The following is a 20528-nucleotide window of genomic DNA, read 5'->3' as shown; positions in this document are numbered from 1 at the left end:
CACCCCGACCCCGGAGGTCTGTCCATGACTGCTCCACCTGAGACGCTGGCCCCGCGTGACCGCGCGGTGATCGTGATCCTGCTGATCGCGACCTTCGTGGTCATCCTGAACGAGACGATCATGAACGTCGCCATTCCCGTCCTGATGAAGGACCTGCACGTTAGCGCCGGGAACGCGCAGTGGCTGTCCACGGCGTTCATGCTGACGATGGCCGTGGTCATTCCCATCACGGGCTTCCTGCTGCAACGCCTCGCCACGCGCACGGTGTTCCTGCTGGCCATGGGCCTGTTCAGCGCGGGCACGCTGCTGGCGGCCTTGGCACCGGGCTTCGTGCCGCTGCTGTTGGCGCGCGTGGTGCAGGCGTCCGGCACGGCGATCATGCTGCCGCTGCTGATGACGACCGTGCTGACCGTCGTGCCCGAGCGCACGCGGGGCGCAGTCATGGGGAATATCAGCATCGTGATCTCGGTCGCGCCGGCCATCGGGCCGACGATTTCGGGCCTGATCCTGCAGGCGCTGTCGTGGCGCTTCATGTTCCTGTTCGTGCTGCCCATCGCCCTGGCGGCCCTGGCGTACGGCGCGCGGATGCTGGGCAACGTGGGCGAACGCAAGGACGCGCCGCTGGATCTGGTGTCCATTCCGCTATCCGCGCTGGGCTTCGGGGGCTTCGTGTACGCGCTGAACCAGGCGAGCGGCCCCGGCGGCTTCGGCAGTCTGAACGTGCTGTGGCCGCTGGGCGTGGCCGTGGTGTCGCTGATCCTGTTCGTGCTGCGCCAGCAGATGCTGATCCGGCGGGACGCGCCGCTGCTCGACCTGCGCGCCTTCCGCCTGCCGCAGTTCACGCTGGGTGTGGGCCTGATGGTCATTGCCATGATGGCCCTGTTCGGTGGCGCGATCCTGCTGCCGCTGTACCTCCAGGGGGTGCGCGGCCTGAACACCCTACAGACCGGGCTGCTGCTGCTGCCGGGCGGACTGGTCATGGGACTGCTCTCGCCACTGGTGGGCCGCTGGTACGACCGGGTGGGGCCGCGCCCGCTGACGCTGCCCGGCACGGTGCTGATGGCGGGCGTGCTGTTCGGCCTGGGGCACCTCACGACCGGGACGCCCGTGTGGGCGCTGCTGGCCCTGCACGTGACCCTCAGTGTGGGACTGGCCCTGCTGTTCACGCCGGTGTTCACGAGCAGCCTGGGGCCGCTGCCGCCGCAGTTGTACTCCCACGGCAGCGCGATTCTGAGCACGCTGCAGCAGGTGGCGGGCGCGGCGGGCATGGCGCTGCTGGTCACGCTGTACGCCGCCCGCAGCGCGGCCCTGGCGCACGGGGGCGCGGCACCACTGCTCGCCCAGCAGGGCGGCATCCAGCTGGCGTTTACGGTGTCGGCGTGGATCGCCGTGGTCGCCATTCCGCTCTCGCTGGGCCTGCGGTCCACGCCCCAGGGAACGCACGGCGGGGCCGGCCACGGCACAGCTGAGACCCCCACGCCTCAGCCCGGCGACTGACGTGCGCCGCCTGATCGCGAACCTCGACCTCTCCGTGGACGGCGTGACCGAGAATCCCGCCGGGTGGATGCCCGTCCGCCACCCGGACGCCGACGCCTTCGTGCAGGACGTCATGCGGCACACGGACACGCTGCTGCTGGGCCGCACCACCTACGAGCACCTCGCCGCCCACTGGCCCACGCAGCCGCCGGGATCGTCGTGGATCGCGGACTTCGTGAACGGCACGCCACGCGCCGTGGTGTCGCGCACGCTGAAGGAGCCTGCCTGGGTGGGCACCACCGTCCTTCCCGATCTGGAAGGTGTGGCGGCCCTGAAGCAGCAGGATGGCGGGCACATCGTCACCCTGGGGAGCGTCACGCTGCTGGGCGCGCTGGCAGGGGCGGGGCTGATCGACGAGTATCAGCTGTGGCTTCATCCCCTGCTGCACGGCGGCGGGCACCCCCTCTTCCCCACGGATCTGAAGCAGTCCCTCACGCTGCTGGAGGCCCGCTCCTTCCCGGACGGCCTGCTGCTGCTGCGCTACGCCCCACAAGGAGGCACTCCATGACCACCACGATCCCAGGCCAGTACGCCGACGTGAACGGCCTACACCTGTACTACGAGCGGACGGGCACGCCCCGTCCGGGCAGCGTCCCCCTGATCCTGCTGCACGGCGGCTTCGGATCGACCGGCATGTTTGACGGCGTTCTCACGCCCGCCCTGACCGCGAACCGGGAGGTGATCGCCGTGGATCTCCAGGGCCACGGACGCACGGCCGACATCGACCGGCCTCTGGGGTATGACGTGATGGCCGACGACATTGCCGCGCTGCTGCGCTCCCTGGGCACCCAGAAGGCCGACGTGATGGGCTACTCGCTGGGGGGCGGCGTGGCCATCCAGACGGCGATCCGGCATCCGGACATGGTGCGGACACTGGTGGCAGTGTCCGCGCCTTTCAAACGGGACGGGTGGTACGCCGAGTCCCGTGCGGGCATGGATCAGATGGGCGAGCACATCGCGCCGCACATGCTGAACACCCCCATGTACGAGGCGTACGTCCGCGTGGCCCCCCGCCCGGACGACTGGGCGCGGATGTGGGGCAAGATGGGCGACCTGCTCCGCCAGGAGTACGACTGGGCGGAGCAGATAGGGGCCCTGACAATGCCCACCCTGATCGTCGTGGGCGACGCCGACAGCTTCCCGACCGCGCACGCCGCCGAGTTCTTCGCGCTGCTGGGCGGCGGCCAGCGTGACGGCGGCTGGGATCAGTCCGGCATGACGCCGCACCGCCTGGCCATTCTGCCCGCCACGACGCACTACGACATCTTCATGTCGCCGCTGCTGGCGGGCGCCGTCACGGCGTTCCTGGACGCCCCCACCCCGGAGGTTCACGCATGATCGACACGGCCCACGCCCACCCGCCCATCGTCGACCGGGAGGCCTGGACGGCCGCCCGCGACGCCCTGCTGCCGCTGGAGAAGGCCGGGACGCGCGTGCTGGACGCCATCGCCGCGCAGCGCCGCCGTCTGCCCATGACCGAGATCGAGAACTACACCTTCGAGGGCGAGAGCGGCCCCGTGACCTTTGTGGAGCTGTTCGCGGGCCGCTCGCAACTGATCGTGCATCACTTCATGTTCGATCCGGCGTGGGCGCAGGGGTGCGCGTTCTGCTCGGACGACGCCGACAATGCCGTGCCGCACCTGGCGCACTTCGCGCCGTACGACATCAGCTTCGTGCGGCTCTCGCGGGCGCCCATCGAGAAGCTGCTGGCCTACTCGGCACGGATGGGCTGGACCGTGCCGTGGTACTCGTCCGGCGGAACGACCTTCAACCAGGACTGGGGCTGGACGCGGCCCGGTGGCGGTGAGGTCTCGGGCTTCAGCGTGTACCTGCAACTTGAGGGCCGACCCTACCTGACGTACCGCACGGAGGCGCGCGGCGTCGAGCTGCTGTCGAGCATCGCCGGGCACCTGGATCTCACGCCGTATGGCCGCCAGGAGGCGTGGCAGGACGTGCCCGCCGGCTGGCCGCAGGACGATACCTTCACGAAGATCAAGCGGCACGATGAGTACGACCGATAACCGCAAGCAGCCACCGATCCAGCCGCGCCTCCAAGGAGTTCATATGCCCACGTTCGACGCCACCCTGAAGCAGGAAGGGAAAACCGCCACCGGCATCGAGGTGCCCACAGAGATCATGGACGCCCTCGGGGGTGGGAAAAAGCCCGCGATCACCGTCTCCCTGAACGGCTACGGGTACCGCAGTACGGTTGGCGTGATGGGGGGCCGCTCCATGATTCCCGTCAGTGCCGAGCACCGCAAAGGCGCGGGCCTGAGCGCCGGTGACCGCGTGCAGGTCACGCTGGAACTGGACACCGCTCCCCGTGAGGTCGAGGTGCCGGACGACCTCCAGGCCGCGCTGGACGGCAATCCCGCCGCCCTGACTGCGTTCGGGAAGCTCTCGTACAGCGGCAAGCGGCAGCACACCCTGAGCGTCGAGGGCACCAACAACCCCGAGACGCGGGCGCGGCGCGTGGCGAAGGCCATCGAAACGCTGTCCGGTCGCGCATGAACTGGACGCTGGAGGTCGTCATCGTGCCCGTCTCGGACGTGGATCGCGCGAAGGCGTTTTACGCGGAGGGCCTGGGCTTTCACGTGGATCACGACAGGTCCATGGATGGCGGGCGACGCCTCGTGCAGCTCACGCCGCCGGGTTCCGGATGCTCGATCGTGCTCGGCACGCACCTGGGGCAGATGCAGCCGGGCACGTTGCAGGGCGTGCAGCTCGTGGTGCCGGACATCCGGGCGGCCCGCGCTGAACTCGTGTCGCGGGGCGTGGAGGTCGGGGAGGTGCAGAACCTCGCCCGGCCCGGTCAGCCGGTGGCGCCGGACGATGACCTGAACAACGTCGGGTTCGTATTCTTCCGCGATCCGGACGGCAATGGCTGGGCCGTGCAGCAGATGGCCAACCGGGAGTAGACGGTGGCCCCGTCGCCCGGAACCACGCACCGGCGCGACCGAGCGGCAAAGGAGAGGACATGACACGGATTCCGCTGTATTGCCACGCGCCTCCGCCCGGATTTCAACCCACCAGTGAACCGGCTCGAGCGGGGGCCGCATGAGGCCGGTGATCGTCAGCAATTTCGTGACCCTGGACGGCTGCTATGAGGACGCCGATCGCGCCCTGGTGCCGCTGTTTACCTACCAGCACCCCGACTACCACGGCGACGACCAGTTCGACCACTACAACCTGGCGTTGCTGGACAGTGCCGGCACCCTGCTGCTCGCCGGACACGTCTCGGCGCTGAACAACCTGCGTTACTGGCAGGGCGTGCTGGACGACCCGCAGGCGACCGACGTGCGACGGGCCTTCGCACGGCGGATCGCGGCCATCGAGATCGTCATCGTGTCGGATGTCCTGACGCCCGCCGACCTGACGCTCTTCCCGAACGCCCGGGCCGTGCGGATCGCGGAGGCCGAGTCCAGCGTCCGCGCCCTGAAGGCCGGGCACGGGCCGCCCATCCTGATCCAGCTCAGCCGCCTGCTGTGGAACGACCTGCTGGCGCGCGGGCTGGTGGACGAACTACACCTGACGACCTTCCCGCTGCTGGCCGGGCCGGGCGGGACGCCGCTGTTCACGGGCCGCCCACCCGTGCTGTTCCGGCTGCTGCGCGTGCAGACCTTCCCCGATTCCGGCAACGTGCTCAGCGTGTACGACGTCTCCCGGCTCGGGACTTCCCCCCAGGAGGATTGAGCATGCCGCAGACCATCACGCCCGCCCTGATGTTCCAGGGTCAGGCGACCGCTGCCCTGGCCCTGTACACGTCCCTGTTCCCCCTGGCCCGCGTGGAGAACCTGCGCCTCTACGGCCCCGGCGAGATCAGCCCGGAGGGCACCGTCGCCGGCGCCGAGCTGCACCTGACGCCGGAGCTGCGCCTGCGTGTCTCGGACAGTCCGCCCGTCCATGCCTTCACGTTCACGCCGTCCACCTCGCTGTTTGTGGACTGTGACGGCGAATCCGAGTTCGACAGCCTGTACGCCGGACTCTCGGAGGGTGGCGAGGTGCTGATGCCGCCGGCCGATTACGGCTTCAGCGCCCGCTTCGCGTGGGTGAACGACCGGTACGGCATGTCCTGGCAGCTGAACGTGCCGCACCAACCGACGCCCTGACGGTACAGGACAGCCCGGTGCCTTGGGCCTGCTGGCACCGGCAGCGGCCTCAGGGAACCCAGTCCATCGCCCTGTCCGGGATATGGGTGCCAATCCGCCCATGACGATCCTGTTCGCGAGCTGACTGAGAGGAGGTCATACCCCTACCGGGTGAACTTCCCAACTATTGCATTTTGCAACCAGTTCCCTTTAAGATAGTTGCATGACGCAAGCATCTCCTCCCCTCGCCGCTCCGGAGACCGACACGGAGCACTTCCTGGCCATCCAGTGGAAACTCAATCAGGCCCTGGGCCGGCACCTCGCGCCGCTGATCGAACGCGCCCACGGCGTCGGGCTCAAGGACCTGATGGTGCTGGGCCACATCCGTTCGGGCGTGCACTACCCCACCGAACTGGCCGGCGAACTCCAGATCCCCAAGCACATGACCAGCCGCGTCCTGGACGACCTGCTCGGCAAGGGCCTGATCGAACGCAGCATCGACCCGCAGGACTCGCGCCGCACGCGCCTGAGCGTCAGCCCCGCCGGACTGGAGGTGCTGGACGCCGCGCGCGTGACGGTGGACGCCACCATCCAGCAGCTGTTCGACCACATCCCGGCGGACGACCGTGCCCGGGTGATGGACGCCATCCGGACGCTCGCGCACGCCGCGCAGACCGCCTTCGGGGGCCACGCATGACGGCCTCCGTGACCGCCCCGGCCGCCAGCCCGGCCCCCGCGCCCACGCCCCTGACCGGCTTCGACATCCAGCCCGGTCAGCGCAACGTGATCCTGGGCGCCCTGCTGGTCGTCATGCTGCTCACCGCGCTCGACCAGACCATCGTGAGCACGGCCATGCCGAAGATCATCGCGCAGCTCAATGGCCTGTCGCTGTACACCTGGGTCACCACCGCGTACCTGCTGACCAGTACGGTCATGGTGCCCATCTACGGCAAGCTCTCCGACCTCTACGGGCGCAAACCGATCCTGCTGATCGGCGTGTCACTGTTCCTGCTGGGCAGCGCCCTGTGCGGCCTGAGCGGCGAGGCCTTTCTGGGGAATCTCTTCGGGAGCGGCATGGTGCAGCTCGTGGTCTTCCGTGCGATCCAGGGCCTGGGCGGCGCGGCCATCATGTCGAGCGCCTTCGCGGTCATCGCGGACATCATTCCGCCGCTGGAACGCGGGAAGTTCACCGGCCTGTTCGGCGCGGTGTTCGGCCTGAGCAGCGTCGTGGGGCCGCTGGTCGGCGGCTTCCTGACGGATCACGGCACGGCCACGCTGCTGGGCCACACCATCGAGGGCTGGCGCTGGGTGTTCTACGTGAACCTGCCGCTGGGCCTAGTATCGCTGGCGCTGGTCACGCGGTTCATGCCGCTGCTGCGCATGGGCAACGGCAAGGGCCGGATCGACTTCCTGGGCGCGGCCCTGATCGTGGCGACCACCGTGCCGCTGCTGCTGGCCCTCACCTGGGGCGGCACCACCTACGCGTGGGACAGCGCCCGGATTCTCGGCCTGTTCGCCGTGTCTGCCGTGAGCCTGGTCGCGTTCCTGGTCACCGAGACGCGCGTGAAAGATCCCATCCTGCCGCTCGCACTGTTCCGCAACCCGGTGTTCAGCGTGTCGAACGTCGCGTCGTTCATCATCAACATGGCGTTCCTGGGCGTCGTGATGTTCCTGCCGCTGTTCATGCAGACGGTACTGGGTATCACCGCCACGAACTCCGGTTTCACGCTGCTGCCGCTGATGGCGGGCCTGATCGCGAGTTCCATCGTCGCCGGGCAGCTCGTGGCGCGCACCGGCCGCTACAAGCCCGTCATGCTGGGCGGCGGCGTGATCCTGCTGCTCGGCGCGTACTCGCTGACCGGCGTGGGCGTGGACACCACGCAGTTCGGCATCGTGTGGCGCATGGTCATCCTGGGCCTGGGCCTGGGGCCGGCGCAGAGCCTGTTCACCCTGGCCATCCAGAACGCCGTGCCGCGCGAACAGACGGGCGTGGCGACCAGCGCCAGCCAGTTCTTCCGCCAGATGGGCAGTACCATCGGCCTCGCCGTGTTCGGCACGGTACTCACCAGCACGCTCTCGACCGAACTGCCCAGGTACCTGCCGCAGATTCCGGGCATGGCCACCCAGAAGGTCGACATGGGCTCCCTCCAGGGCGCGGGCCTGGGCGGCAGCACCGGCACGGCCGACAGGATCACCGCTGCGCTGGACAAGCAGAATGCCGTGATCGAGGCCGCGCTGCGCGGGGACAAGACGGCCGCCGCGCAGGCCCTCCAGAACACCGCCCTGCCCACCCAGCTCCGTGACGTGATCGCCGGAGGCGGAATCGCCGCCCAGGTCAGGACTGGTGTGGAAGCGCAGGCCGCGCAGATCCAGACCGCCCTCACCAGCGGCAGCAAGCAGCGCCTGAACACGGTCGCGCAGACCCTCCCCGAACCGCTCAAGACCCAGCTTTCGCAGGTGCCCGCCGCCGTGATCGGCACGCCCGCTGCGACCGCGCTGGCCGCGCAGATCCGCGCGGGCATGGAGGCGCAGCTTCCCACGCTGACCGAGCGAGCCGTCACGACCACCATGACCCAGGTGCGGGCCGCGACTGCCACCGCCGCGAAGCAACTGACCGCGAAGGTCAGCCAGGGCACCAAACTGGGCTTCTCGGCCAGCGTCCGGCACCTGTTCTGGGTGAGTTTCTGGATCATCGCGCTCGGCCTGATCATCACGGGCTTCGTCCCGGAAGTGCCCATGCGCGCCCAGCCCAAGGGCGAAGCGCCCGCCGCCGCGCCCGCCCACTGACATCCACCGACCGGAGCCGGGGGCCTGCCCGCCCCCGCTCCGCATCCGTTCCCCGGAAGGAGACCCCCGTGCCCGTCACCACCCTCGACCCGCGCCCGGCCCTGATCGTGATCGACCTCCAGCAGGCCCTGCTCGCCGGCGATCCTCCTCTGCCCATCCTGGACGTCGTCCACAACGCCCGCGCGCTGGCCGGCGCGTTCCGCCAGCGCGGCCTGCCCGTGGTGCTCGTGAAAGTCAACGGCACGCCGCCCGGCCGCACCGACGCCAACCCCACGGGCGCCCAGCGTTCGACTGGCTGGACCGACGTGCTGACCGAACTGGACGCGCAGCCCACCGATCACCTCGTCACCAAGCAGCGCTGGAGCGCCTTCGCCGGCACCGACCTGGATGCCCACCTGCGCGCCCTCGGCGTCACGCAGGTCGTGCTGGCCGGCGTCGCCACCAGCCTGGGGGTCGAGTCCACCGCCCGGCACGCGCTCGACGCGGGCTACCACGTCACCTTCGCCACGGACGCCATGCTCGACCGCACGCCCGACGCGCACCGGCACGCGATCACGCAGCTGTTCCCGCTGATCGGCGAGACCGGCCCCACCCAGGACATCCTCACCCTCTTGAACGGAGTCTCCGCATGACCACCCTGTCCCCGCCGCAGTCCCCTGCCGCCCTCACGTCCAACCAGAAGACCCTGTCGCTCGTGGCGATCCTGCTGGCCGTGCTGCTCGCCAGCATGAACCAGACCATCGTGACCACCGCCGGCCCCAGCATCCAGAAGGCCCTGAACATCGAGAACAGCCTGTACTCGTGGATCACCACCGCGTACCTGCTCGCCAGCACGACCCTGGTGCCCATCTACGGCAAGCTCAGCGACCTGGTGGGCCGCCGGGCCATCCTGATCTTCGGCACGGTGGTGTTCGTGATCGGGTCCGTGTTGTGCGGGCTGGCGTCCGGCGTGGGCATGCTGATCGCGGGCCGCGCCGTGCAGGGGCTGGGCGGCGCCGCGCTGATCGGGCTGATGTACGCCGTGATCGCCGACCTGTACCCGCCGGAGCAGCGCAGCCGGTACATCGGGCTGGTCGGGGCGGTATTCAGCCTGTCCACGGTGCTGGGCAGCGTGATCGGCGGGTACGTCACCGACACCTTCGGCTGGCACAACGTGTTCTTCATCAGCGTGCCGCTGGGCATCGCGGCGGTGATCGCCATGCTGTTCATGCCGCCCCTGAAGGTGGCGCGCGAGCGCGCGCCGATCGACGGCCTGGGGGCCGCCCTGCTGACGGTGTTCAGCGTGACGCTGCTGCTGGCGCTGTCGCTGGGCAAGACCTCTGTCGCGCCGGGCGAGAGCGGCTTCCTGTGGGGCTCGTGGCAGATCCTGGCGCTGTTCGCCGGGGCGCTCGTGTCGCTGGTCGCGTTCGTGCTGGTGGAACGCCGCGCCGCCGACCCGATCATCGACGTGCGCCTGTTCGGGAACCGCACCTTCGCCGTGGCGAACATCACGACCTTCCTGCTGGGCGTGGTGTTCTTCGCCGCGACGGTGTTCCTGCCGCTGTTCATGGTGAACGTGGTGGGCCTGAGCGCCACCAAGGCGGGCCTCACCACCTTCCCACTCACGATCGGGCTGGTGCTGAGCAGCATCGTCGCCGGGCAGCTGTTCGCCCGCACCAGCCGCATGAAGCCCATCATCTACGCCGGCGGCGTGATCCTGATGCTCAGCTTCGTCCTGATGGGCTACACGCTGCGCGTGGACAGTACGCAGTTCGAGCTGACGTGGAAGATGATCGTCGTGGGCCTGGGCCTCGGCCCAATCCTGCCCATGCTGACCATCGCCATCCAGGGCGCCGTGCCCGCGCGCGATATCGGCGCGGCGACCGGCACGAACAACTTCCTGCGCTCGCTGGGCAGCACCATCGGCGTGGCCGTGCTCGGCACGCTGTTCGCCAGCACCCTCAAGGGCCACATCCAGACCACGGTGTCCACCGCCACCCAGGACCTGCCCGCCGCCCTGCGCACCCAGTTCAGTGCGCCCACCGCCCATGGCAGCGGCGCGGGCAGCGCCCAGAACTTCGACGCGGCGCAGCTCAGGCACACGGCCGCCCTGAAGCTCGATCAGACCCGTGCCCAGTACGTGGCCGCCCTGCGCGACCATGACCGGGCGGCCACCCAGGCCCTGCTGAACGACCCCGCCACCGACCCGCAGCTGCGCGCCGTGCTGCAACAGGGCGGCTTCGACGCCACCATCCGCACTGGCTTCGAGCAGCAGCGCACCCTCCTGCGGGCCGCGCTGATCACCCACGATCCGGCCGCCGTGCAACAGGTCGTGTCCAACCCGCAGCTGCCCCCGGCCCTGAAGACCCTGGCGCGTCAGGGGGCCGCCGGTCTGGTGCCCGCCGCGACCTCCCAGCGGGCCCTGACCCAGGTGCTTGCGGGCCTGGAGGTGCAGGAACGGCAGACGCTCGCCACGCAGCCGCAGGCCGCCCTGCAGAAGATCCTCGCCGGTCTGGACGACGCGCGCGCCACGGTCATGACGGTCATCGACCGGATCGGCGCGGGCGTGAAGCAGTCCTTCACGGACGCCGTGTCGCTACTGTACCGGGTGGGCCTGTGGGTCACGCTGCTCGCGCTGATCGTCAGCGTGTTCCTGCCGGAATCGACGCCCGGCGCGGTCTCCAGGGAGCAGGTGGCCGAGGACGAGCTGCGCTCCATCGAGGTCTGACCACGGCCGTCTCCGCCCCCTCCCGCCCCATAGGATGACCCCCATGCCGATCAAGAGATGGACTGACCTCAGGCCCGCCCAGAAAGCCGGGCTCGTGACCGCCGCACTCGCGCAACTCGGGCTGTTCGCCACGGCCTGGATCGACCTGAACAGCCGCCGCCCAGAGGCCGTGAACGGCAGCAAAACGGCGTGGCGCGTGGGCCTGTTCGTGAATACCCTGGGGCCGCTCGCCTACCTCCTGCGGGGCCGCAAGGCCAACCCCTGGACGGAAGCCGACGTACCGGGCCAGCGTGGCAAGGTCGTGATCGTGACCGGCGCGAACAGTGGCCTGGGGCTGGAAACCTCGCGCGTGCTGGCCCTGCGCGGCGCGACCGTGATCATGGCCTGCCGCAGCGTACCGAGGGCACAGAAGGCCGCCGATCAGATCCGCGCACTGAACCCGCAGGGTGAGGTGGTGCCGATGACCCTCGACCTGGGCGACCTGGAGTCGGTGCGGGCCTTCGCAGGGCGCGTCAGGGCAGAGTACGACCACCTGGACGTGCTGGTGAACAACGCAGGAATCATGGTGCCGCCGCTGGGCCGCACCGTGCAGGGCTTCGAGACGCAGTTCGGCGTCAACCACCTGGGCCACTTCGCCCTGACCGCGCAGCTGATGCCGCTGCTGGAACGCACCCCCGGCGCCCGGGTCGTGACCGTGAGCAGCATCGCGCACCGGTTCGGGAAAATGGAGTTCGGCGACCTGAACTGGCACGCCCGGCGGTACGCGCCCATGCCCGCCTACGGGCAGAGCAAACTCGCGAACCTGCTGTTCACGTACGAACTGCAACGCCGCCTGAATGCCGCCGGGAAGGACGTGCTGGCAGTCGCCGCGCACCCCGGCTGGGCCTCCACCGGCCTCCAGGGCGAGGGACGTGGCGCGCAGCTCTTCAACCAGTGGTTCGCGCAGTCCGCCGCGATGGGCGCGCTGCCCACGCTGTACGCCGCGACCTCGCCGGACACCATGCGCGGCGCGTTCTACGGCCCGTCCGGCCTGCTGGAACTCGGCGGCACTCCCGAACGCGTGACCTCGGTCGACCGCTCGCACGACCGGCAGGACGCCGCGCGGCTGTGGGCCGTGTCCGAGGAACTGACCGGCGTGGACTTCGAGGTGTGACGGGCGGGGGAAGGCTACCGGCCCGTCCAGCCTGTCCCGAAGTGGCCCTCGCCCGCTTGCGGCGCGGCGCGTAGACTCCGCGCATGACGGTCTTACCGACGCGTGACGTGCTGCTGACCTGCCCGCTGGACTGCCCGGACGCCTGCCGCCTGAAGGTCACCGTGGGCCGCGACGATGACGGCCCGGAGCGGATGCTGAAGGTCACGGGCGACCCGGCGCACCCGGTCACCAGGGGCTTCGCGTGCGTGAAGACCGTGCACTACCCGGCCCGCGCGAACCACCCGGAGCGGCCCCTGTACCCCCTGCGGCGAGTGAACGCCAAGACGGACGCCGAGCCCGTGTGGGAGCGCGTGACCTGGGAGGCCGCGCTGGACGACATCGCCGCCCGGCTGCGCACCCTGCTGGACACGCGCGGCCCCTCCAGCATCCTGCGGTACACCTACGCGGGCACCATGGGCCTGATGGAAGGGCACCACGCGCACGCCCTGTTCCGCGCGCTGGGCACGCCGGAACTCGACGAGACGATCTGCGCGTCCGCCGGCACGGCCGCGTGGCAGCTCGGCTACGGCACCCGCTACGGCGTCGATCCGGAAGACGTGGCGCACGCGAAACTGATCGTGCTGTGGGGCATCAATTCCCTGAGTACCAACAGCCACCTGACACCGCACCTGACCGCCGCCCGCAAGGCCGGGGCGCGCATCATCTGCGTCGATCCGTACCGCAACCGCACGGCCGCCTTCGCGGACGAGCATCTCAAGATCGTGCCCGGCACGGACGCCGCCCTGGCCCTGGGCGTCATGCACGAGCTGTTCGCCCACGGCTGGACGGACGAGTCCTACATCGCGGAGGCCACCAGCGGCATCGAGGAACTCCGCGCCACCGTGGCCGAGTGGACGCCGGAACGCACCGCCGAAATCACGGGGCTGGACGTGGAGGCCGTGCGTGCCTTTGCCCGCGCCATCGGCACCACGCGGCCCACGTACATCCGCGTGGGCTACGGCATGACCCGGCACGAGACGGGCGGCACGAACCTCCGCGCCGTCACGCTGATCCCCGCCCTGACGGGCGACTGGCGGCATCGGGGCGGCGGCTGCGCCCTCAGCAGCAGCGGGGCCTTCAAACTGAACCGCACGCGGCTGGGGGCGCAGCACCTGCTTCCTGAAGGCGTCGCGCACGTGAACATGAACGAACTCGCGTCCGCCCTGCGCCCCGAAGGCAGCTTCGGCGCGGCGTTCCTGTACAACTGCAACCCCGCCGTGGTCGCGCCGGACAGCCGCCGCGTGCGCGCTGGCCTACAGCGCGAGGACCTGCTGGTGGTCGTGCTCGAACAGGCCATGACCGACACGGCGCGGCTGGCTGACTACGTGCTGCCCGCCACCACCTTCGCCGAGCACGCCGACATGTACACCAGCTACGGACACCATTACCTGGGGTACAACGCCCAGGCCCTCGACGCGCCCGGCGAGACCCGCCCGAACTCCTGGGTCTTCCAGCAACTCGCGCGCCGACTGGAGATTACCGAGCCCAGCGTGTACTGGACCGTCGACGAGCTGATGGCCGAGCTGCTGAATACCGATCACCCGCACCTGAACGGCATCACGCCCGAACGCCTGAAGGCCGAGGGCAGCGTGAAATTGAACCTCCCCGACGTCTTCCTGCCGTACGCCCACGGCGCGGAAACTTCCAGCGGCACGGTTCAGCTCTCGCCCGCTCCCACGTACCGCCCACCTGCCGCCGCCCTGACCGCCGAGTACCCGCTGCGGCTCCTCACGCCGCCCGCTCACCACTTCCTGAACTCCACCTACGGCAACCTGGGCAACCTGAACCGCGCCGAGGGGGGCGAGCCACACGTGATGATCCACCCCGCCGACGCCGGGGCCTACGGGCTGGAAGACGGCGCCTACGCCACCCTGAGCAGCGAGGTCGGGCAGGCCCAGCGCCGCGTAAAGGTCACGGACGCCGTGCAACCCGGCGTGGCCGTGCTGGAAGGAACGTGGTGGGGCCTGAGCGCCCCCGACGGCGAGAGCATCAACGCCATCACCACGCAGACGCTCACGGATCTGGGTGGGGGGAGCACGTTCCATAACACACGGATACGGGTAGAGCGGGCATAGTAGGTGTTCGGAAACGTTCAAATGTCTTCGCAGGCAAAGATTCTGATCAGTAGACTGACCAAGCAATGCAACCAATACCGAACAGCTCTGTCATGGCTTGGACTGCGAACGGTGCTCACGTAATTCCGAACGGTGTTCGCATGCGCTGTGGACATTGCAAGGATGCCAGTGTCTTCACATTTGATAGTATTGGAACGACTAAAAAATTCGAGACATGGACTGCCACTTCTAAATGTGCCTCGTGCGGTAATCTGACCCGATTCTTTGCGGTGGTTCCAGAATCTAAAGATGTTAATATGCCGGGAACAATCATTTATGCCTATCCAACCCCAGATTCCGTGCGGCCTCCGGTCAAGGGCATTGAGTTAATCGCCGAAGATTTGCGTGCCGCCTATATCGACACTTTGGAAACATTCAACAGCAAGGCACCTAACTCGGCCGTGCTCAATCAGTGCAGACAAATGCTGGAGGCACTTGTATACACATATAATGGCGGAGAGAAATCCAAGGGACTCTATGCGGCAATCAAGGGATTACCCGACATCATCGACCTAGAAAAGCCATTTCTGGACATAGCAGATGCTATTCGCCACGCCGGCAATGTGGGCCCTCATTATAAGGCGGGCAGGAAAATTCCTAACGAGATTAGGTCAGAGATGATGGATATGCTTGATCAACTACTAGAGTTTCTGTATATAATTCCACATCAGGTAAAGGATACCCGGCAAATAATCACTAGTATTGATACAGGCAGCCCCATTGATTGATTGTGATAATGGGCGTATGTATAAAATAAATACGAACTATCCTTCTTAGTATAAAGAGTGAGTCCAGTGCCTACCCCACCGCTTTCTTGACCAGCGCGGCAATCTTCTCCTCGTCGGCCGCACTCAACTCTTTCAACGCGTACGACGTGGGCCACATCTCGCCGTCGTCCAACTTCGCCTGGTCGCTGAAGCCCAGCGTGGCGTACCGCGCCTTGAACTTCTGAGCGTCCTGGAAGAAGCACACGATCTGGCCGTCCAGAGCATAGGCGGGCATGCCGTACCACAGCTTCGGGGCCAGGTCGGGGGCGGTGGCGGTGATGACCTGGTGAAGGCGTTCGGCCAGGGCGCGGTCGGCACCAGTCATCTCGGCGATCTTCGTCCTCACGGCCTGTTCGCCTTCTTCTCTGGTGGCGCCGGCTTTCAGTTCGCGGGCGCGCTCTTTCATGGCGGCGCGTTCCTCGGCGGTGAAGGTCGGTTCTGCGGTCTTCCTGCGCGTTTTGGTGGTCATGGGCTTCCTTCGGGGATTGATAGGGTCGCGTAGTCTTCTCGTCCGGATTCTGCTTCGCTCCAAACCATCCGGGAACACGTCGGATGGTTCTCCACTTCGCAGAACCCGAACCTCTTCCTTCTCCCTTTGGTCGGATTGATTCCGCAACCACGGCGGAATCAATCGGAATCAGCGGATTTCCTGAATGCGGATCAGGTTCCCGGCGGGGTCGCGCACGGCGAAGTCGCGCACGCCGTAGGGCTGATCCATGGGTTCCTGCACGACGTCGGTCGCTCCGGCCTGCACGTGGGCGAAGGTGTCGTCGAGGTGGCGGGTGGCGAGCAGCAGGGTGGCGTAGGTGCCCTTGGCCATCATCTCGGCGATGGTGCGGCGCTCGGTGTCCGACAGGCCAGGGGTGGCGGCGGGTGGGAACAGCACAATGGACGTTCCGGGCTGCCCGGCGGGGCCGACCGTGATCCAGTGCATCCCGCCGTATTCCACGTTGTTCCGCACCTCGAACCCCAGGGTGTCCTGGTAGAAGGCCAGCGTGGCGGCGGGGTCGGTGTGGGGCAGGAACGTCGAGTGAATGGTGATGTCCATACGGACATTATTTGCCCGTGCCCAGGGCGGGCGCTTCTCGATTCCTGATGGGTCTCGTGACCTGCCGCGCCACGCAGGCGGGCAGGTCGGCCGGTGTGGCGGCGTGCGCGCTGCGGTACGTGCTGGGCGGCACCCCGACCAGTTCCGTAAAGCGGGTGCTGAAGGTGCCCAGCGACGAGCAGCCGACCTCGAAGCACACGTCGGTGACGCTCAGGTCGCCCCGGCGCAGCAGGGCCATGGCCCGCTCGATGCGCCGCGTCATCAGGTACGAGTACGGCGACTCACCGTAGGCCCGCCGGAACAGGCGGCTCAGGTGTCCGGCGGACATGTTCACGCCGCTGGCGAGCGCCTCGACGTCCAGCGGTCGGGCGTACTCCCGGTCGATCCGGTCACGGACGCGCCGGAGCCGCGTCAGGTCGTGCAGGGACAGCGGGGTCGCCTGGGTGGATGGGGGAGTTCTGGGGATCACTGATGTCCGCCTCCACTGAAATTATACTCACATTTTACGTCAGGAGCAAATTTACGCTGCTCAGGCCAGGTTTCCCGGCACGGTAGCCTGACGCATGACTCCAGTGCTTCTCATCACGGGTGGCAGTCGCGGCATCGGCGCGGCCACCGCACAGTTGGCGGCGCAGGCCGGGTACGCGGTGGGCCTCAGCTACCGGCAGGAGGCGGGCGCGGCAGCAGAGGTCGTCCGCGCCATTCAGGCGGCAGACGGCCGGGCGCTGGCCGTGCAGGCCGACGTGGGCGTGGACTCGGATGTGGAGCGCCTGTTCGACGCCGTACAGACCGAATTCGGGCCGATCTCCGGGCTGGTGAATAACGCGGGCACGCTGGAACGGCAGGCCCGCGTGGACGAACTGGACGCCGCCCGCCTGACGCGCATCCTGACCACGAACGTGATCGGATCCTTCCTGTGCGCGGGCGCGGCCGTGCGGCGCATGTCGACCCGCCACGGCGGCGCGGGCGGCGTGATCGTGAACGTGTCCTCGCGGGCCGCGGTGCTGGGCTCGGGCGGAGAGTACGTCGACTACGCGGCGTCGAAGGGCGCGGTGGACACCCTGACGGTCGGCCTGGCGCGCGAGGTGGCGGCCGAGGGCATCCGCGTGTGCGGTGTGCGCCCCGGCCTGATCGAAACCGACATCCACGCGCTGGGCGGCGAACCGGGCCGCGTGGCGAGGGTCGCGCCGAGCATTCCCCTGGGCCGGGGCGGCACCGCCGAGGAGGTCGCGCGGGCGATCCTGTGGCTGCTCTCGGACGGGGCGTCGTACGTGACGGGCACGCTGCTGGACGTGAGCGGCGGGCGCTGAGGGCCTGGGCTACTTCTTCTTCGCGGCGGCGTTGGCGGCCACGGCGGCGCGGATCAGGGCCTTGAAGGCCGCGCCGTCAAGGCTGTCTCCTTCCTTCAGGTCGATGGCCCGGCGCGTGCCGCCGCTCAGGCTGGCATTGAACAGCCCGTCCGGGTCGGGCAGCGCCGCTCCCCGAAAGAAGGTCAGCTTCACGGCCTGCTGGTACACCTCGCCCGTGCACAGGCCGCCGTGATGCGACCACACGGGCACGCCGGGCGAGGTCGTCTTGGCCCACTTCCATTCCTCCTGCACGTCAGGGTCGGCGTCGTGGATCAGCTGCCGGACGTGGGCAAGGGTCGCGGCGCGCCAGTCGCCCAGTTCCTGAAGACGCGCGGTGATGCGGTCGCTGGGGCTCTCGGCCTGCAAGGGGGTCTTCGTCATGTGCCGTTCCTCCGTCGGGACATGCTGCCACGAAGCCACGGCCGGAACGGCGGACGTTAACGGGCCTTGACTCCCTTCGCCCCTGCCGGGGGGGCGCCGCCGCCTACGGTGGACGCGGTCATGACCGTCCACACCCCCGATCTCGCCGTTGCTCCTGCCATGCCGACCACCCTTCCGGTACCGGCGTCGCGCCTGGTGGCGGTGGACGTATTCCGGGGGCTGGCGATCCTGGCCGTGGTGGCACACCACACGGCGGGGCTGGGCGTCCGGTACGTGCCCGAGGGCAGTGGGCTGGCCGTGGCGCTGTCGGTGGTCAACCGCTCACTGCTGTTCGTGGTGCCGGCCTTCGTGTTCATGACGGCGCTGGTATTGACGCGCTCGGCGCTGCGGCACTTCGACGTGGGGCGCTACTACCGGTCGCGGGTGCGGACCGCACTGCTGCCGTACCTGCTGTGGACGGTGCTGTACGTGCTGTTCCGCTTTGCCACCGGGCAGGAAGACCCCTCGGAGCTGCGGGAGCCGGGGCGCTGGCTGGTGTGGGTGCAGTACGGCAAGGGCTATTACCACCTGTATTTCCTGCTGGTGGTGCTGCAGTTCTACGCGGTGCTGCCGCTGCTGCTTCCCCTGTGGCGGCGGCGCTGGCCGCTGTGGGGCGTGCTGGGGGCCGCCTCCCTGGCGCAGCTCGCGGTGTACGGCCTGAACCGGGTGGGCGTGCTGGAGTTCGCGTACCCGGCGACGATGGCGCTGTGGTACCTCCCGACCCTGGCGCTGGGCATGTACTTCGGCGCGAACGAGGGCGCCTTCGAGGCGCTGTGGGCGCGCGGACGGGGCTGGATTCTGGGTGCGGCAGTCCTGTCTCTGGCCTGGTTCCTGCCCCTGTCGCTGGCGGCCTTGCAGGAGGAGCAGGTGAATACGTTAGCGTTCAGCGCGGCGAACTGGGCCTACACGGCAGCGGCAGTGCTGGCGCTGTTCGGCGCGTCGCTGGCGCTGGCGGCCATGCGGGGCCGCTGGGTGCGGGCACTGACGGTGCTGGGCACCCTGAGCCTGCAGGTGTATCTGCTGCACCCGGCACTGCTGTACATGATGGAGCGGTGGGGCTTCCCATCCCATCCGCTGGCCTTCACCCTGACGCTGCTGGGGTACGGACTGGCCGCGCTGCTCCTGCCGGTGCTCTTGGCGCGCGCACTGGCGGGAACGGCCGTCTCACGCTGGCTGTTCGGACGTTAGGTTCGTGACAGGCCAGCCCTGCTACCCTCGGCGGGATGAAGCGTGTGGTGTTGCCCCTGCTGCTGGGCGCGGTGCTGGTGTCTCCCGCCGTGACCGCGTCGCCCCCCTCCCCCACCGCGCCCGGATCCGCCGTACCCGTGGCTGACGGGCGCGTGTCCGAACCGCTGCGGCTGCCACACCCGCTCGGTGACGCCTTCCTGTACACGCCGACGGCCTGCGCGCCCACGTGCCCGCTGGTTGTCGTATCCCACTCACGCGGCATGACCGCCGACCTGAGCCTGACGCGCCCGCACCTGACCGCGCTATACGCCCGCCTGCAAGGCGCCGGTTACGCCGTGCTGGTCAGCAACGACGCCGGGCCGACCACCTGGGGCGCCCCCCAGGCCCTGACCTACCTGGCCGACATGCATGCCCGCGCCGTCCGCCTGTTTCCCTTCGACGGCCACACCTTCACCTTCGGGTACTCGATGGGCGGCCTGCCGGCGCTGCTCACGGCCTACGCGGGCGTCTACCCGGTGTCCGGCGTGATGCTGCTCGACGCACAGGTGAGCCTGGAGGACGCGTGGCGCGGCGGCAACCCAACCTTCATGGCCGACATCGCCGCCGCGCATGGCCTGAGGCCCGGGGAGGCGCTGCCGCCCGGCCGAGATCCGGCCCGCGACTATCCTGGGGCTGGCACGGCGCTGCCGCTGCTCGTGGCGGGCAGCGCCGCCGATTCGGCCGTGTCGTTCGCCCGCAACGGCGAGGTGCTGTATGCCGCCAACACGTCACCCGAGAGCCGCCTGCTGCACCTGGACGGGCCGCACCTGGGGGGCACGCATTTCGGGCCAGCGTTCGCGGACGAACTGCTGGCGTTCCTGGAGCGCGTGCGTCAGGCCCAGTTGGCTCCGCTCGGCCACACAAACCTCTGACGGTCACGCGCCCGCGACCATCTCCTTCCAGCCGTCCATGTCCTCACCGACCGTGAGCACCTTGCCGCCGCGCACCAGCGGCAGTTTCAGCAGTTCCGGCGTCTCGATCACCTTGGCGATGATGCCCTCCTCGGTGGTGCGGAGGAAGGCCAGGTTGCTGCGTTCGTAGGCCTTGCCCTCCAGGTCGAGCAGCGCGTTCAGACCGAACTTCTGCACGAAGCGCGTCAGTTCGCCGCGGGCGATGGGCCGCTCGTGCAGGTCGACGAAGTGGATCTTGATCTTGCGTTCCTTGAAGAAGCGCTCGGCGGCGCGGGTTTCCTTGCTCTTGCGCGTGCCGAAGACCTGCACCTGAAGGTCGGACATGCTGGGAGTGTAGCGGGCCATGACCGGGGAATTTGACCGCAAGAAACCGGTCACGCGG

General features: G+C 68.6%; 23 protein-coding genes. 18 read left to right on the top strand and 5 right to left on the bottom strand.

Annotation, left to right across the window (positions count from 1 at the left end; genetic code table 11):
• The first annotated feature begins 24 nt into the window (after positions 1 to 24).
• From E7T09_RS18400 to E7T09_RS18330, 15 genes are all read left to right on the top strand, one after another.
• On the top strand, positions 25 to 1497 hold the full coding sequence (locus E7T09_RS18400) for a DHA2 family efflux MFS transporter permease subunit (RefSeq protein WP_136390654.1): 1473 nt from the start codon (positions 25 to 27) through the stop codon (positions 1495 to 1497).
• Position 1498: 1 nt separating this feature from the next.
• On the top strand, positions 1499 to 2044 hold the full coding sequence (locus E7T09_RS18395) for a dihydrofolate reductase family protein (RefSeq protein ID WP_168734937.1): 546 nt from the start codon (positions 1499 to 1501) through the stop codon (positions 2042 to 2044).
• Positions 2041 to 2874, top strand: a complete 834-nt coding sequence (locus E7T09_RS18390; RefSeq protein WP_136390652.1) for an alpha/beta fold hydrolase — start codon at positions 2041 to 2043, stop codon at positions 2872 to 2874. The genes E7T09_RS18395 and E7T09_RS18390 overlap by 4 nt, the downstream gene beginning before the upstream one ends.
• A complete protein-coding gene (locus tag E7T09_RS18385) occupies positions 2871 to 3557 on the top strand; it encodes a DUF899 domain-containing protein (protein ID WP_136390651.1) in 687 nt (228 codons plus the stop codon). The genes E7T09_RS18390 and E7T09_RS18385 overlap by 4 nt, the downstream gene beginning before the upstream one ends.
• A 43-nt stretch (positions 3558 to 3600) precedes the next feature.
• Positions 3601 to 4047, top strand: coding sequence for a YdeI/OmpD-associated family protein (locus E7T09_RS18380; RefSeq protein WP_136390650.1), 447 nt, complete (start codon positions 3601 to 3603; stop codon positions 4045 to 4047).
• A complete protein-coding gene (locus E7T09_RS18375; protein WP_136390649.1) occupies positions 4044 to 4454 on the top strand; it encodes a VOC family protein in 411 nt (136 codons plus the stop codon). Before E7T09_RS18380 ends, E7T09_RS18375 begins: the two co-directional genes overlap by 4 nt.
• 139 nt (positions 4455 to 4593) lie before the next feature.
• The gene (locus tag E7T09_RS18370) at positions 4594 to 5229 is read left to right on the top strand and encodes a dihydrofolate reductase family protein (protein WP_136390648.1); all 636 of its coding nucleotides are present in this window, start codon (positions 4594 to 4596) and stop codon (positions 5227 to 5229) included.
• Between the two features lie 2 nt (positions 5230 to 5231).
• Positions 5232 to 5645: a VOC family protein gene (locus E7T09_RS18365; RefSeq protein WP_136390647.1), complete on the top strand. Its 414-nt coding sequence runs from the start codon at positions 5232 to 5234 to the stop codon at positions 5643 to 5645.
• 202 nt (positions 5646 to 5847) lie between these two features.
• Entirely contained in the window at positions 5848 to 6321 is a 474-nt protein-coding gene (locus E7T09_RS18360) for a MarR family winged helix-turn-helix transcriptional regulator (protein WP_136390646.1), read from the top strand.
• Positions 6318 to 8411 (top strand): MDR family MFS transporter, encoded by a 2094-nt coding sequence (locus E7T09_RS18355; RefSeq protein WP_136390645.1) that lies wholly within the window; start codon positions 6318 to 6320, stop codon positions 8409 to 8411. The genes E7T09_RS18360 and E7T09_RS18355 overlap by 4 nt, the downstream gene beginning before the upstream one ends.
• A 68-nt stretch (positions 8412 to 8479) precedes the next feature.
• On the top strand, positions 8480 to 9043 hold the full coding sequence (locus tag E7T09_RS18350) for a cysteine hydrolase family protein (RefSeq protein ID WP_136390644.1): 564 nt from the start codon (positions 8480 to 8482) through the stop codon (positions 9041 to 9043).
• On the top strand, positions 9040 to 11118 hold the full coding sequence (locus E7T09_RS18345) for an MDR family MFS transporter (RefSeq protein ID WP_136390643.1): 2079 nt from the start codon (positions 9040 to 9042) through the stop codon (positions 11116 to 11118). Before E7T09_RS18350 ends, E7T09_RS18345 begins: the two co-directional genes overlap by 4 nt.
• 43 nt (positions 11119 to 11161) lie before the next feature.
• A complete protein-coding gene (locus E7T09_RS18340; protein ID WP_136390642.1) occupies positions 11162 to 12271 on the top strand; it encodes an oxidoreductase in 1110 nt (369 codons plus the stop codon).
• 83 nt (positions 12272 to 12354) lie between these two features.
• Positions 12355 to 14385, top strand: a complete 2031-nt coding sequence (locus E7T09_RS18335) for a molybdopterin oxidoreductase family protein (protein WP_136390641.1) — start codon at positions 12355 to 12357, stop codon at positions 14383 to 14385.
• Between the two features lie 65 nt (positions 14386 to 14450).
• Entirely contained in the window at positions 14451 to 15152 is a 702-nt protein-coding gene (locus tag E7T09_RS18330) for a DUF4145 domain-containing protein (RefSeq protein WP_136390640.1), read from the top strand.
• A 70-nt stretch (positions 15153 to 15222) separates the two neighbouring features.
• Here the strand turns inward: E7T09_RS18330 and E7T09_RS18325 are convergent, their stop codons facing one another.
• The 3 genes from E7T09_RS18325 to E7T09_RS18315 form a co-directional block, all read right to left on the bottom strand.
• Entirely contained in the window at positions 15223 to 15660 is a 438-nt protein-coding gene (locus E7T09_RS18325) for an iron chaperone (protein ID WP_136390639.1), read from the bottom strand.
• 168 nt (positions 15661 to 15828) lie between these two features.
• Positions 15829 to 16239 (bottom strand): VOC family protein, encoded by a 411-nt coding sequence (locus E7T09_RS18320; RefSeq protein ID WP_136390638.1) that lies wholly within the window; start codon positions 16237 to 16239, stop codon positions 15829 to 15831.
• Between the two features lie 7 nt (positions 16240 to 16246).
• Entirely contained in the window at positions 16247 to 16708 is a 462-nt protein-coding gene (locus E7T09_RS18315; RefSeq protein WP_240741888.1) for a helix-turn-helix transcriptional regulator, read from the bottom strand.
• A gap of 94 nt (positions 16709 to 16802) precedes the next feature.
• Between E7T09_RS18315 and E7T09_RS18310 the strand changes: the two genes are divergently transcribed.
• Positions 16803 to 17549 (top strand): SDR family oxidoreductase, encoded by a 747-nt coding sequence (locus E7T09_RS18310; protein WP_136390637.1) that lies wholly within the window; start codon positions 16803 to 16805, stop codon positions 17547 to 17549.
• Between the two features lie 9 nt (positions 17550 to 17558).
• Here the strand turns inward: E7T09_RS18310 and E7T09_RS18305 are convergent, their stop codons facing one another.
• Positions 17559 to 17969, bottom strand: a complete 411-nt coding sequence (locus E7T09_RS18305; RefSeq protein ID WP_136390636.1) for a DUF1801 domain-containing protein — start codon at positions 17967 to 17969, stop codon at positions 17559 to 17561.
• 120 nt (positions 17970 to 18089) lie between these two features.
• Here E7T09_RS18305 and E7T09_RS18300 point away from each other — a divergent pair, with 120 nt between their 5' ends.
• Both E7T09_RS18300 and E7T09_RS18295 read left to right on the top strand, forming a co-directional pair.
• The gene (locus E7T09_RS18300) at positions 18090 to 19196 is read left to right on the top strand and encodes an acyltransferase (protein WP_240741887.1); all 1107 of its coding nucleotides are present in this window, start codon (positions 18090 to 18092) and stop codon (positions 19194 to 19196) included.
• 35 nt (positions 19197 to 19231) lie between these two features.
• Positions 19232 to 20107 (top strand): alpha/beta hydrolase, encoded by an 876-nt coding sequence (locus E7T09_RS18295; RefSeq protein WP_136390635.1) that lies wholly within the window; start codon positions 19232 to 19234, stop codon positions 20105 to 20107.
• A 3-nt stretch (positions 20108 to 20110) separates the two neighbouring features.
• Here E7T09_RS18295 and E7T09_RS18290 read toward each other — a convergent pair whose 3' ends face one another.
• Complete coding sequence (locus E7T09_RS18290) at positions 20111 to 20470, bottom strand: ArsC/Spx/MgsR family protein (RefSeq protein ID WP_136390634.1); 360 nt, start codon at positions 20468 to 20470, stop codon at positions 20111 to 20113.
• Positions 20471 to 20528 lie beyond the last annotated feature (58 nt).

Source organism: Deinococcus sp. KSM4-11 (genome assembly GCF_004801415.1).
Taxonomy (GTDB): domain Bacteria; phylum Deinococcota; class Deinococci; order Deinococcales; family Deinococcaceae; genus Deinococcus.
This window is presented reverse-complemented; position numbering and strand designations above follow the sequence as displayed.